General features: G+C 42.7%; 12 protein-coding genes. 9 read left to right on the top strand and 3 right to left on the bottom strand.

Annotated features, from left to right (window positions below; genetic code table 11):
- Positions 1-36: 36 nt before the first annotated feature.
- The gene (locus NSTC731_RS04655; RefSeq protein WP_445629824.1) at positions 37-642 is read left to right on the top strand and encodes a chromophore lyase CpcT/CpeT; all 606 of its coding nucleotides are present in this window, start codon (positions 37-39) and stop codon (positions 640-642) included.
- 81 nt (positions 643-723) lie between these two features.
- On the opposite strand, the gene NSTC731_RS04650 is transcribed toward NSTC731_RS04655, so the two are convergent.
- Both NSTC731_RS04650 and hemF read right to left on the bottom strand, forming a co-directional pair.
- A complete protein-coding gene (locus tag NSTC731_RS04650) occupies positions 724-1,092 on the bottom strand; it encodes an STAS domain-containing protein (RefSeq protein ID WP_094351701.1) in 369 nt (122 codons plus the stop codon).
- 299 nt (positions 1,093-1,391) lie between these two features.
- Positions 1,392-2,432: an oxygen-dependent coproporphyrinogen oxidase gene (gene hemF, locus NSTC731_RS04645; RefSeq protein ID WP_445629823.1), complete on the bottom strand. Its 1,041-nt coding sequence runs from the start codon at positions 2,430-2,432 to the stop codon at positions 1,392-1,394.
- Between the two features lie 449 nt (positions 2,433-2,881).
- Here hemF and NSTC731_RS04640 point away from each other — a divergent pair, with 449 nt between their 5' ends.
- The 8 genes from NSTC731_RS04640 to NSTC731_RS04605 all read left to right on the top strand — a co-directional run bounded on the left by NSTC731_RS04640 (position 2,882) and on the right by NSTC731_RS04605 (position 12,702).
- Positions 2,882-3,406, top strand: coding sequence for an SRPBCC family protein (locus NSTC731_RS04640; protein ID WP_322673260.1), 525 nt, complete (start codon positions 2,882-2,884; stop codon positions 3,404-3,406).
- A 354-nt stretch (positions 3,407-3,760) separates the two neighbouring features.
- Positions 3,761-4,831, top strand: a complete 1,071-nt coding sequence (locus NSTC731_RS04635; protein ID WP_322673259.1) for an Mrp/NBP35 family ATP-binding protein — start codon at positions 3,761-3,763, stop codon at positions 4,829-4,831.
- Between the two features lie 147 nt (positions 4,832-4,978).
- Complete coding sequence (gene rodA / locus NSTC731_RS04630; RefSeq protein WP_445629822.1) at positions 4,979-6,292, top strand: rod shape-determining protein RodA; 1,314 nt, start codon at positions 4,979-4,981, stop codon at positions 6,290-6,292.
- A 205-nt stretch (positions 6,293-6,497) separates the two neighbouring features.
- Positions 6,498-6,695, top strand: coding sequence for an NAD(P)H dehydrogenase subunit NdhS (locus NSTC731_RS04625; RefSeq protein WP_322694608.1), 198 nt, complete (start codon positions 6,498-6,500; stop codon positions 6,693-6,695).
- Positions 6,696-6,774: 79 nt separating this feature from the next.
- On the top strand, positions 6,775-7,431 hold the full coding sequence (locus NSTC731_RS04620; protein WP_445629821.1) for an HAS-barrel domain-containing protein: 657 nt from the start codon (positions 6,775-6,777) through the stop codon (positions 7,429-7,431).
- 148 nt (positions 7,432-7,579) lie between these two features.
- Positions 7,580-9,718, top strand: coding sequence for a cation:proton antiporter domain-containing protein (locus NSTC731_RS04615; protein ID WP_445629820.1), 2,139 nt, complete (start codon positions 7,580-7,582; stop codon positions 9,716-9,718).
- Between the two features lie 494 nt (positions 9,719-10,212).
- A complete protein-coding gene (locus NSTC731_RS04610; RefSeq protein WP_322689629.1) occupies positions 10,213-11,163 on the top strand; it encodes a UDP-glucuronic acid decarboxylase family protein in 951 nt (316 codons plus the stop codon).
- A 147-nt stretch (positions 11,164-11,310) separates the two neighbouring features.
- Positions 11,311-12,702, top strand: a complete 1,392-nt coding sequence (locus tag NSTC731_RS04605) for a UDP-glucose dehydrogenase family protein (RefSeq protein ID WP_445629819.1) — start codon at positions 11,311-11,313, stop codon at positions 12,700-12,702.
- A gap of 190 nt (positions 12,703-12,892) precedes the next feature.
- Here NSTC731_RS04605 and NSTC731_RS04600 read toward each other — a convergent pair whose 3' ends face one another.
- Positions 12,893-13,687 carry an LmeA family phospholipid-binding protein gene (locus NSTC731_RS04600; protein WP_445629818.1) on the bottom strand — a complete coding sequence of 265 codons (795 nt, stop codon included), beginning with the start codon at positions 13,685-13,687 and terminating at the stop codon, positions 12,893-12,895.
- Positions 13,688-14,074: the final 387 nt, after the last annotated feature.

Here is a 14,074-nt window from a genome sequence, read left to right as displayed (position 1 = left end):
AAAATTATTATCCTTAATGATTTATTTATTGTACTTATGAACTTCTCGCCACAGTTAATTGCTTTAGGTGAGTACCTAGCTGGTGAATTTGATAATCAAGAACAAGCCATAGCAGAACCAGTTTGGTATGTCCACCTGTGCCTGTGGCAAAGACCAGTTAATCTGTTCGCAGAAGATAGCATCACCTTATTTGCCGAACAGGCTAACGTTCTTACCTTAGATCAACCTTATCGCCAGCGAATTATCCGGTTGCGTCAAAGCAGTGACTCTGACGCAACTGTAGAAGTTCAATATTATATGCCTCAAGATCCAGGTGCATTAAAAGGCGCAGGTAATAACCCGGCTCTACTAAACACACTGACATCCGAACAATTAGATTTACTACCAGCTTGTATCCTAAGAGTTACTCAGGAGAAACTAGCTGGCGATCGCTATAAGTTTACCGCTACCCCACTACCAGACACTCGTTGTAGCTTTACTTATCTTGGCAATAGCATCCATGTTTCTTTAGGTTTTGCAGCTACAGCGACAGAATTTCACAGCTACGACAAAGGAATTGATCCCGCAACAGGAAAAGCAACCTGGGGAGCGATTATGGGGCCTTATCGCTACACCAAGCGAAATCAGTATTCAATAAGATAAAGTTATGAGTTATGAGTACTTGAGTTATGAATGAACTCCTGTACAGACGCGATTAATCGCGTCTCTACTCCTAACTCTTTTTTAGCTAGCAATGCTACGAGGTACACCTTCTAAAGCTTCCTCTTCTGTTTCAAAGATTTCAAAAACAGTATCCATCATTGTCACTTCAAACACGAGTTTGGCTTCTGGATGTACATTGCAGATGCGGAAACTGCCTTTGACTTTATCAGCATCACGCATTCCAGCTACCAAAGATGTAAGACCAGAACTATCAATAAAATTTACCTGAGCCAAATTTACAACTACATGGCGACTGAGTTTGGAAATACACTCTTGTAACTTCAGGCGAAATTGCCAAGCCGTGGTGATATCCAGACGGCCTGATGGTGTCAAGACGATAACGGTGTTTCCGTCTTGGGTTGTATAAGTTTTTTGGTCTATATGAATCACTAAAGCCCTCCCCGTGGCATTCCTTTTAAGATTAACTAGTGACAGAATTTTCTAATGCTGTCACTTGAGATTAACAAGCTATAGCTAAATTTGTCACCTGTTTCAGCTAAGTGCTTAACTTTAGTAGTTATAACTCACCAAAATAGTAGAGTATAGGGTATGGGGAATAGGGCATGGGGCATGGGGGAGCCACTGCGGTCTTGGGGTCTCCCCAAGTGGAGCAAGTGGCGTCATAGGGAGATGAGAGAAGTGGGGGAGATGAGGAAGTGAGGGATAAAGAATTAATAACCAATGCCCAATTAATGTGGTGTCCAATTGATCCAATCTTGAGGTTTAAGGAAGGTTTCATACAACTCGGCTTCAGGGGAATTGGGTTCGGGTTGATAGCCGTATTCCCAGCGCACTAGCGGAGGTAGGGACATGAGGATTGATTCGGTGCGTCCGTTGGTTTGGAGACCAAAAATAGTGCCTCGGTCATAAACTAAGTTAAATTCTACATAACGTCCCCGGCGGTAGAGTTGAAAATTCCGTTGGCGATCGCCATACTCTATCCCATGTCGCCGTTCTACAATTGGTACGTAAGCTGGTAAAAATGCTCTGCCACAGCCTTGTACAAAGGCAAACAAATCTTCCCAATTGCGGGTTGCTGGTGTTCCCACCTGGTTGCTGTAAATGGCCGCTTCCCCATTGGGATTTGGACCGCGGTATAAAGCACCCTGGCCATCTTGGTAATCAAAAAATAGACCACCGACACCCCGTGTCTCATCACGATGCTTGAGATAGAAATATTCATCACACCAGCGTTTAAACACTGGATAATACTCTGGGTGGTGTTGGTCGCAAGCTTGCTTTAATGTTTTGTGTAAATGTGCGGCATCTTCAGCAAAGGGATAATAAGGTGTCAAGTCAAGACCGCCACCAAACCACCACACAGGCCCTGCTTCAAAGTAGCGATAATTGAGATGAACTGTGGGCACATAAGGATTGTGAGGATGTAATACCATTGAAGTGCCTGTGGCATAAAAGCCATGCCCTGCTGCTTCCGGGCGTTGAGCTAAAATTGAGGCTGGCAAATGGGAACCCCAAACTTCAGAAAAATTTACACCTGCTTGTTCAAATATTGCACCTTCTCGCAGTACGCGCGATCGCCCTCCTCCTCCTTCTGGGCGTTCCCAACTATCTTCATGAAACTTAGCCACACCATCTAGTTTTGCCAATGATTCGGTAATTTCGTCTTGCAGTTGTTTCATAAACTGACTGACCCTAGTCTGAGCGTCAGTTGCTGGCAAAGACTTTGATGATTCTGCTTCTACAGTTGGTGTTTGCGAGTTGGTCAACATAGATTCCCGAACCTAAATTACAATTTCCAGAAAGCCACAAATTTTCAAATGAAAATTTGGGGGAAACACGCGCCAACAATCTAGCTCTATTTGCCCAACCCGCTTTTTTCTTTTTGGGTTAAGCATTTATCCGATTGATGGGCATCACTAGAGTTATTTTCCCTCAAATGCGTATAGGCTTGTATATTGAATTAGTTTTTTTTGAAATTCTTAATTGGAATATTCTGGTATAAAGACTAAATTTTAGTCTTAAGCTTGAGGTATCAAGGATTTGACTGGTCTAATCAGAACTTTCTTGCCATATTGCTGATGTCGGCTATTTGGGTCTGTATCGAATCGAGGCTTGCTATGTTTAGGGCATTTTTGAGAAAGTTTTAATTTAGCAATTGCTCGTAGTTGCACACCATACCAGAGTTACCAGAAAGTATCTAGGGAGGAGGATTAGGAAAATGCAAGGTTGGTTATCCAAATTCATCCACCGCAAACGTCGTCGGTTTTGCGCTTCTCTGGTGTGGACATATCGAGAGATTAGTTCTGCTTCTGTAGATGAACTGTGGCAAAAAGTGGTTGACTTAACAGATGTTTCTTGGCATCCACAACTTAAGAGTACTAATGTTCCCCACGGATTAGTACCCAAACCAGGATTAATTTTTCAAGCTGTAACACGCTTTTCGCCGATTCCCATCAGAATTTTTGTGGAACGCGTCAATCCCAGAGAGATGCTGAGTATCCGAGTGATGGCGATTCCTGGAATAGAGGAACGAGTAACTTACCAAGTAGAGTCAACGGTTTGTGGTACTTGTTTATCTTATTCAGTAACGTTACGGGGTTGGTTATCACCCCTGATTTGGTCTTTATCCCGTCCTTATGCAGACAGAGTTGCACGATCTTTAGTCGAGGCAGTAGAAAAGACGGCATTACCAGCGGTATCTGGGAATAAAAAATCCCTTAATGACAGTTGTTTTGATTTTTAGGTAGTGGGATTGGGGAAGAAGCAAGGGAGCAGGGGAGCAGCACTTCTCTGCGAGACGCTCCGCGAACGACTCATTTCGGCTACGCTCAATGACCAACGCTCAGTGACCGGGGAGCAGGGGATAAGAGGGACAAATCTCTCCCAAGTCTCCCCCTCTTCCTTGTCTAGCTTGTCTCTTCTTCATGCCCAATGCCCAAAGAAAGTTAAGATTCTATTAGGTAATAATGCAATTTGCTAAGTTTTATCACGGCAGTAACAGTGATAACACTAAGCTGACCTTACTTAAAAAGGCATCCAGTTAATAGCTAAGATGTTCCCCACAAGTGTATTTATTCATTTTGAATTTTGAATTTTTATGTACGATGTCCTCGATTCCCGCTCTGTCTTAGAAATTTTGCGACCAGTGGAAGACCCAGAACTTCGTAAAAGTCTGGTAGAACTGAATATGATTCGCAACGTAAAAATTGACGGTGGTAAGGTTAGTTTCACTTTAGTGTTAACCACCCCTGCCTGTCCTTTACGTGAATTTATTGTCGAAGACTGTCAGAAAGCTGTCAAAAAACTTCCAGGCGTAACAGATGTCAGCATAGAAGTGACGGCAGAAACACCACAACAAAAAAGTTTACCTGACCGCACTGGTATTTCTGGAGTCAAAAATATCATTGCTGTTTCCAGCGGTAAAGGTGGCGTTGGTAAAAGTACAGTTGCAGTGAATGTAGCAGTGGCTCTAGCCCAAACTGGGGCGAAAGTCGGTTTGCTAGATGCTGATATTTACGGGCCCAATGACCCAACCATGCTGGGTTTGTCTGATGCTCAAATTACTGTGCGTTCTACTGAAACAGGTGAAATCCTGGAACCTGCTTTTAATCACGGCGTCAAATTAGTTTCAATGGGCTTTTTGATTGACCGAGATCAACCAGTAATTTGGCGGGGTCCTATGCTCAATGGTGTAATTCGCCAGTTTCTCTATCAAGTGCAATGGGGAGAACTGGATTATTTGATTGTAGATATGCCACCAGGTACGGGAGATGCTCAGTTAACTTTAACCCAAGCAGTGCCGATGGCAGGAGCAGTAATTGTCACCACACCGCAAAACGTAGCTCTGTTAGATTCTCGCAAGGGATTGCGGATGTTCCAGCAAATGAATGTTCCAGTATTGGGGATCGTGGAAAATATGAGCTATTTTATCCCCCCCGATCGACCAGATAAGCAATATGACATCTTTGGTTCCGGTGGTGGCTCCAAAACAGCTGCTGAATTGGGAGTACCACTGTTGGGGTGCGTGCCGCTAGAGATTTCTACGCGAGTTGGTGGTGATAGCGGTGTACCGATAGTTGTTGGCGACCCAGATTCAGCTTCCGCAAAAGCATTAACAGCGATCGCTCTTACCATTGCTGGTAAAGTATCAGTTGCTGCCTTGACATAATTATAAATTTTATATTTCTATCTACTTCCTGGGCTATAGCTTGGGAATACTAGAAATTGGGTGTTAGGAATTAGAGAAATTGGGGAAGAATAAATATTGATTATTGACCAATTCCCAACAATTAAAGCTAAAGTCTAAACTGGCACAATGTTGTTAAAACGATCGCTCCCCAAAATTCGCTGGAAGTCTTGGGTTAAGCCCTGGCAGCATGTAGATTGGCTACTTTTTTGTTTGCCGATTGCTGTTAGTATTTTTGGTGGCCTGATGATTCTCAGTACGGAACTGAAGCAGCCAGTAACTGACTGGTGGTGGCACTGGATGGTGGCGGGTATCGGCGTGCTTATAGCCCTATTTTTATCTCGCATTCGTTACGAACTCTTGATGCAGTGGCACTGGGTAACATACACACTGACGAACTTCAGTTTAATTGCCGTGATGATTGCTGGTACTAGCGCCAAAGGGGCACAACGGTGGATTAGTGTCGCCGGCTTTAACGTGCAACCCTCAGAATTTGCCAAAGTCGGCATGATTATCACATTAGCAGCCTTGCTACACAGGCGGACTGCTTCTAGCCTCGAAGGTGTTTTCCGCGTTCTGGCAATCACCGCTATACCTTGGGGACTAGTATTTTTACAGCCAGATTTAGCAACATCACTGGTATTTGGTGCGATCGTCTTAGGAATGCTTTACTGGGCAAATGCTAACCCCGGCTGGTTAATTCTGATGATTTCCCCGGTGGTTGCCGCCATTTTGTTTAGTATCTCTTGGCCTTTAACAGAGCCAATAGTTTTATTCAAAGAACTATCTTTTGGCCCATTAGGATTAATTTGGTCAGTTGCAATGGCTATTGTGGGCTGGCAAACTCTTCCCTGGCGTCAATTTGGTTTAGGTGCTATCGGTGCGTGGACTCTGAATATACTGGGTGGCGAATTAGGAGTCTTCGCCTGGAACCATGTTTTGAAAGAGTATCAAAAAGACCGATTAACTGTATTCATGAATCCCGATCACGATCCACTCGGTGCTGGATATCACTTAATCCAATCTCGCATTGCTATTGGTGCTGGTGAAATCTGGGGATGGGGTCTGTTCAAGGGGCCCATGACGCAATTGAATTTTGTACCAGAACAGCATACAGACTTTATTTTCTCCGCAGTCGGGGAAGAATTTGGTTTTGTCGGTTGTTTGTTAGTACTGTTTGTCTTCTGCTTAATTTGCTTCCGTCTACTGCATATTGCCCAAACCGCCAAAGATAACTTTGGTTCTTTGTTGGCTATTGGCGTTTTGTCCATGATTGTGTTTCAGCTGATTGTCAACATTGGCATGACTGTTGGTTTAGCACCTGTGGCAGGAATTCCCCTACCTTGGATGAGTTATGGGCGTTCTGCGATGCTCACCAACTTCATTTCCTTGGGAATAGTAGAATCGGTAGCAAATTTTCGACAAAGACAGAAGTATTATTAATTCGTCATTTCTTGTTGGTCATTGATCATTTGTCCTACCCTGCAGGAAGCCCTTCGGGTTCAGCAGTCGCTCATGGGGGAAACCCCCAAGACCGCGCTACTTCACCGCTGGCGCGTCTATGTCCTTTGCTAATGACCAATGACTAATGACAAATGACTATTAACAAGTATTAAGCTATTAAAAGGAAACAAATGAGGCTAAAAAAATGATTCTGCCTGGAGCAACTGTTCGCGTCAAGAATCCCGCAGATACTTATTATCGCTACGAAGGACTCGTGCAACGGGTGAGTGATGGCAAAGTAGCCATATTATTTGAAGGTGGTAACTGGGATAAATTAGTTACCTTTCGTCTGAGCGAATTGGAACTCGTAGAAACCACCGCCGGACGTAAAAAAGCCAAATAAGATTAGTCATTAGTCATTTGTTCTTTGTTATTTGGCAAAAACTAATGACTAATGACGAATGACTAATGACTAAATTACTATGCGCCTTCCCCTACCACAGTTTGCCACTGGCGATCGCCATCCGAACCACATTGCGGAGGTGATTGAAACTACTAGTACTGAATTTTTAGCTCAGTGTTTAGAGCCAGAAGATTTAAGCTTTCCCTCGATGCCACCCTTTGGTAGTTGGGTCTGTTCTATAGATGAAGAATCTGGCAATCAAATTTATGCTGTAGTGTATTATGCCACAACCATGCCCATAGATTCCGTACACAGAGCGAGAGCATTAGGGTTGTCCTTGCAAGACTTACGGGAAGAACAACCCCAAATATTTGCCATGCTCCGCACAGAATTCCGGGCTGCGATCGTGGGATTTGAACTATCTTCGCAAAATCAAAGTTATAACCAAAGAGTATATCAGTATCTTCCACCCCGTCCCCCGCAAATTCATCAAGCTGTTTATCGATGTGAACCAGAAGCTATCATTAAATTTACTGAAGAATTAGATTTTTTACGGACACTGCTGTGTATAAATGGTGCGCCAATCGAGTCTTTAACCGCAGCTGCCATTCGAGATGTATACCAGTTACGCAAAGCTGACCGACAATGGCTAATTAAAGCTGGACGTAGCTTAAGTGTGCTACTTAAAGACGACTACGATCGCTTACGGTTCATTTTGAGTCAAATCCACCCGTAGGTAGTTAATTCTTAAATAATTGCCTAGTTAGTGTAAATTAAGAAGATTTTTGATTTTTTGTCAGGTGGCTTCCCTATTTATTCTTATTGATCGGGCGATCGCCCCCAAGGTAATCGCTGTTTTACCATAGCCCCTTCAATTCCTATATATGGAACTAGTATCACAAGTTCTTGTTCTGGAACCAACTTCCCAAGTTCTTGGCAAAGAACCAATTGTTCCCTTTGCTATTTTGCTGGTGGTCATCTTAGTTATACCCATCATGTTTGAGCGATTAAGATTACCAGGATTAGTGGGTTTGGTTTTTTCAGGGCTAGTACTTGGGCCTTCAGGTTGGAATCTTTTTCAGTCTGACTCTCCCATGATTAACCTACTATCAGACATTGGGTTAATTTATTTGCTGTTTGTCGCTGGGCTAGAAATTGATTTAGAACAGTTTCGCCGGAAAAAAAGTCGTGCTTTTGGGTTTGCTAGCTTTACTTTCAGTGTACCCCTACTCATGGGAACCTTAGTAGGGCTGATTCTAGGCTATGGCTGGAATACTTCAATCTTAGTTGGCTCTTTATTCGCTTCCTATACCCTTTTGGCATACCCCATAATCAGCCGTTTGGGAGTGGTAAGCAATGAAGCTGTTACTGTCACCATTGGAGCTACGATTTTTACAAACATTGGTGTAGTACTAATATTAGCCATTTGTGTAGCTGTCTCTCATACTCAAGCATTTAGCTTTGCGAAACTACTCACTTTGTCTGGTTGGTTAATGATTTACTCTGTGGCCGTTGTCACAGGCTTTGATTGGGCAGGCAAAGAATTTTTCAAACGGTCTGGAGACGATGAAGGAAACAAGTTTTTATTTGTGTTGCTTTCTGTGTTTCTGGCAGCTGTGGGCGCTCAATTGATTGGGGTAGAAAAAATTGTTGGTGCTTTTTTAGCAGGTTTGGCAGTGAATGAAGCTGTGGGTGAAGGCCCAGTCAAAGAAAAGGTGGTATTTATTGGCAGTGTGCTGTTCATTCCCATTTTCTTTGTAGACCTTGGCTTATTGATCGATCTACCTACCTTTGCGAACAATCTGAACACGCTCAAGTTAACGCTGTTAATCGTAGTTGGTTTGATTATCAGTAAATTGATCGCAGCTTTGTTGACAAAACTGGTTTACCGCTATAAATGGCAAGAAATGCTAACGATGTGGTCGCTGTCACTACCCCAGGTTGGTACAACGTTAGCAGCAACTTTAGTAGGATATCAGTCTGGGTTGTTGCCAGTAGAAGTATTACATAGTGTGATTGTTTTAATGCTCGTCACATCAACCTTGGGGCCGTTGATAACCAGTCGAATAGCTGTTGGTTTGAATTCCCCACCAGATGAAGATCCAGCACCATCCCTAGCTGAGGAGAAGGCATTAGAAACAGACAATGCTTTTACTATAGTCGTACCTATATATAATCCTCAGACCCAGCAGTATTTGATCGAAATGGCAGCGTTATTAGCACGTCAGTCTCATGGCAAAATTATACCCCTGGCGATCGCTACTGCTGCTGCTCACATGGATGCGCCCCAGTTAGAAGCATCTCTACAACGGAGTGAATGGTTATTGAATAAAGCCACGACACAAAGTCGAGCTTTGGGCGTAGCCGCAGAACCAGTGCTGCGAATTGATGATGCCTTTGCTCAAGGAATTAGCAGAGCAGCTCGCGAACAAAAGGCTAATTTAATTGTTATGGGTTGGGGTAAACGGACTGGGTTACGAGCGCGTTTATTTGGAAATGTGATTGATGGTGTGCTTTGGGCATCTCATTGTCCAGTAGCAGTGACACGTCTAGTAGAATCACCGAAAAAAATTCAGCGGATCTTAGTACCAATAGAAAACTTAACAGCACCAACATTACAACCTGTACAATTTGCCCAGATGCTAGCAGAGGCAAATCAGAGCCACATTACTGTGCTGAATGTGTGCGATCGCCGCACTAGTTCTAGTAAAATTGCTTGGAGGCGATCGCATCTCTCCTTATTGGTATCTAAATTGGCTTTAGCCAATGCCCCAGAAATTCAAATCATCGCTCACGAAAATGTTGCCCAAGCGATTTTACAGGCAGCAAGATTATATGATTTAGTAGTTTTACCTTTTATACGTAATCGTACCAGTCCTGGAGGGTTAGCCATTAGCGATGTCACAACCCAGTTAGCCAGACAACTCACCTGCTCAATTATTATGCTTGGAGAACCGCAACGCACTCAAAGCACAAATTTAATTTTGCCTACCACGGTTAGCAGCATTACATCTGCTGTATGATGTAAGGCAGAATACAGTTCAGGTAAGTAGACTTGGGCTGCGTTAGCGTAGTCCGCACTTCGAGTGAGCTTCAGTGACCGCCGGAGGCATCAAATTTCTAAAAATATTAGTAATAAATGAATCAGCTGTAAGAATTTATATCTATATTATTTGCATATATTTGCAGCGCGAGTGTCAACCCGATCTCGACTAATTTTTGGTCTCCAAATAAAAATTTAATAACCGTAAAAATACTTTATATTTTTGAAGATTTGATAAAGATCGGTTGAATAACAAACAATTTTTAAACAATTTTTGTTATTTTGCTAATTGAATTCTTAAGAAAACAGGTAAAAATATAACAAAACTACAACTGTGAAAAAATAGGTAAGTTCAACAACAATTTTTGATAGAGCCTTGTTATTTTTTTTTGTTTTGTATTTTTGTACCCAAGGTGGGTAATCTAAAAGTAAGCGCAATAGCTACTGAAAATATTTGTAAGTAACTGGGAAACTATGAGAATTTTGGTGACGGGCGGTGCTGGGTTTATTGGTTCCCATCTCATCGACCGACTAATGGCTGCTGGGCATGAAATAATATGCCTGGATAATTTTTACACTGGTCATAAACGCAACATTTTGAAATGGTTAGACCATCCGTACTTTGAATTGATCCGTCACGATATTACCGAACCAATTCGGTTAGAAGTCGATCAAATTTATCATTTAGCTTGTCCTGCTTCACCAGTACATTACCAGTACAACCCAGTTAAAACTGTTAAAACTAACGTGATGGGAACACTAAATATGTTGGGGCTAGCTAAACGTGTGAAAGCAAGGTTTTTCTTAGCTTCTACTAGTGAAGTATACGGAGATCCAGAAATTCATCCCCAAACTGAAGAGTACAGAGGTAGCGTTAATCCCATTGGAATACGTTCATGTTATGACGAAGGTAAAAGAATTGCTGAGACTCTAGCATTTGATTACTACAGGCAAAATAAAGTTGATATTCGAGTTGTGCGGATCTTCAACACCTACGGGCCGAGAATGTTAGAAAATGATGGTCGGGTGGTGAGCAACTTTATAGTTCAAGCCTTGCAGGGTAATCCTTTAACCGTGTACGGTGATGGTTCGCAAACTCGTAGTTTCTGCTACGTTTCTGATTTGGTAGAAGGATTCATCCGCCTAATGAATAGCGACTACATTGGCCCAGTCAACCTGGGTAATCCTGGTGAATACACGATTTTACAATTGGCACAAACTGTGCAAAATATGATTAATCCAGACGCGCAGATTAAATTCGAGGCACTACCTTCGGACGATCCCCGACGTCGCCAGCCTGATATCACAAAGGCAAAAACTTGGTTAAATTGGGAACCTACCATTCCTCTACAAGAAGGTTTAAAACTAACAATAGAAGATTTTCGCGATCGCATTCAAAGCGATGTCAATAATTCAACCACCTGAGTTACGTCTAGCGTCGCTCTAAATTTTCATCCAGGCTAACCCCATCGGTAGCTAGTATATTTAGTTGCTGAGTTTTCCCAAGTGTCTAAGTGTAAAATTGAGAATTTTTTTTGAAAATTAAGCCCAAAAAAGTGAGGAGTTAAATAAATGCGTGTTTGCGTTATTGGTACTGGTTACGTTGGTTTAGTTACAGGCGCTTGCTTGGCTCATATTGGGCATGATGTAATTTGCGTAGACAACAACGAAGAAAAAGTTAAGTTAATGAAGTCTGGGCAATCTCCAATTTTTGAGCCAGGACTCTCAGAAATTATGCAGTCTGCCATTCAAACAGAGAAGATTCATTTTACTAGCGATCTTGCTGCTGGAGTTTCCCATGGAGAAATTTTGTTTATTGCTGTAGGAACGCCACCTTTACCCACTGGTGAAAGTGATACTCGTTACGTCGAAGCTGTAGCTCGTGGGATTGGGGAAAATCTCAACGGTGGTTATAAAGTCATAGTGAATAAATCTACAGTACCCATTGGTTCAGGTGACTGGGTGCGGATGCTTGTTCTAGATGGTGTTGCAGAGCGGCAGAAAACACTGATACCCGCAGGTGGAGTGCCGAGTGATGAGAAATTACCTGAATTTGTAGCCGAGTTTGATGTAGTCAGCAATCCAGAGTTTTTGCGCGAAGGTTCGGCAGTTCACGACACCTTCAACCCCGATCGCATTGTATTAGGAGGCAATAGCCAAAGAGCAGTAGCCTTAATGGAACAGCTGTATGCTCCAATTGTGGAACGCAAGTACGCTGACGATCAATCTTTACCCCCTGTGCCAATTTTGGCAACAGACCTGAGTTCGGCAGAGATGATTAAATATGCCGCTAATGCCTTCTTAGCTACTAAGATTAGTTTTATTAACGAAGTTGCTAATATTTGCGATCGCGTCGGTGCTGATGTTACTCAAGTAGCTAAAGGTATCGGTCTAGATTCCCGTATTGGTAACAAGTTTTTACAAGCTGGTATTGGTTGGGGTGGCTCTTGTTTTCCCAAAGATGTCTCCGCTCTGATTCACACTGCTGATGACTATGGTTATGAAGCCCAGCTACTGAAATCTGCTGTCAGTGTCAACGAACGTCAGCGGTTGATTGCTTTGGAAAAACTCCAACAAGTTCTAAAAATTCTCAAAGGCAAAACAGTCGGACTACTCGGACTGACCTTTAAGCCCGATACCGACGACTTGCGCGACGCTCCAGCACTCAACCTAATTGAACAGCTAAACCGACTGGGAGCTAAAGTTAAAGCCTATGACCCCATTGTTTCCCAAACAGGTCTACGTCATGGACTTTCTGGTGTGCTAGTAGAAACCGATGCCGAAAGACTCGCTGACGGCTGTGATGCCTTAGTACTTGTCACCGAATGGCAGCAATTCAGCACTCTGGACTATGTGAAGATGGCGAAACTGATGGCCCACCCCGTTATCATTGATGGTCGTAACTTCCTCGACCCCGAAGCAATGATCCGCGCTGGATTCCAATATGTAGGCGTGGGAAGATAGAAAGTAGAGACGCGATTAATCGCGTCTGTACAGGAGTTAGGAGTGATAAATAAAAATTAATTACAATTTATAATTAACAACTCCTAACTTTCTTCAAAACCTAAAGATTTAAATTACCGCCTAGATGATTCTAGGCGGTATTTAATTTGTTTAAATTACTCTACTTTAATTTTTTGCCTATAATTTGGGATTAAGGACTATTTGGAATACGTTCAATTTCAGCATATCCACTGAAAATAATTTTTTGACCTTCAGTTTCTAATCGGTTGAGGCGCATTTTCACTCCATCAAGGTCAAAACGATCCAAATCGACCATATTATCTAAAATTTCTACCAACGCTACGCTCAAGGTTTGCGAGATTTCCCGTTGTGCTTCTGGTACTTGGTCAAGTTGAATTTTCGGATCTTTGAAAGAAACTCGCCGCCGTCTTTCAATACCTACAGTTAAAATCATGCTCAGGGGTACAAGTTCGCCATTATTTAAATCTGCTTTTGCTAGAAGCTGTAAGCGATTTTCTGGCAATAGCTGTATCTGGACATCTGTAAAGGAGACTGGTTCACCGCCAGATAATTCTGTCAGTGATGGTACGGTGAGGTTAAGCAGGCGCTTTTTCACCAGTTCCGCATTAAAGGCTTGGTTTATGCCTGCTTCTGATAAGATTACTTGAGCGATCGCTTGAGTAGGTTGCTTAAGGCTAAGTTTGCCCTTTAAAACCGAACCGAAGTCAATGGCCACCGCATCAGTTTCAAACGACATCTCCTCAACCGCGAAATCTCTCCGAATCACCAACCCACGACCGCTCATTTTGAAGCTATCAATGCTGCCTTGTAAGAGCTTGCTGGAAGGATAGCAGCGCACAAAGACTTCTACTGACTCGCTCGTGCTAAACAGGTGGCGAATCGTTTGGCTGGCGACTGTGTTGAGCATCCGCTCTCCCCAATCTGTGCCTTTAGGATCTTGTAAACCAGTAAGTCCGCCGAACATGTGGTTTTGGGTCTCTAGAAGTTCTTTGTACTTTTGTAACAAATCATGAAGAATACAGCAAGCGATCCCGTGATTAATTGTGCTGATGGATAGGCATAGAATAGCTGATAACTGATAAAATATGTATTAAATATTACTAGTGTGACTTAGTTGGGAGAAAGTTGCAGCATTGATGACAATAGTAATCCTAAGAGAATGAGATTACTGTGGCGTAGTATTTTATAGATGGTTAAAATGTATCATTTATAAAACTATAATACATTTTTGCTACTGTAGTAATACATAAAGTTAGCCTGAGTCTTCCTGAGTCAGCTTCAACCTCATGGTTTCCACACGGAGCGCGAGGTCTTAGAATACGCTTAAATACCGCATTAGCAATATTAATCG

This window comes from Nostoc sp. DSM 114167 (genome assembly GCF_052692655.1).
The sequence above is the reverse complement of the archived record's forward strand: the minus strand, read 5'-3'. Positions and strand labels throughout refer to the sequence as shown.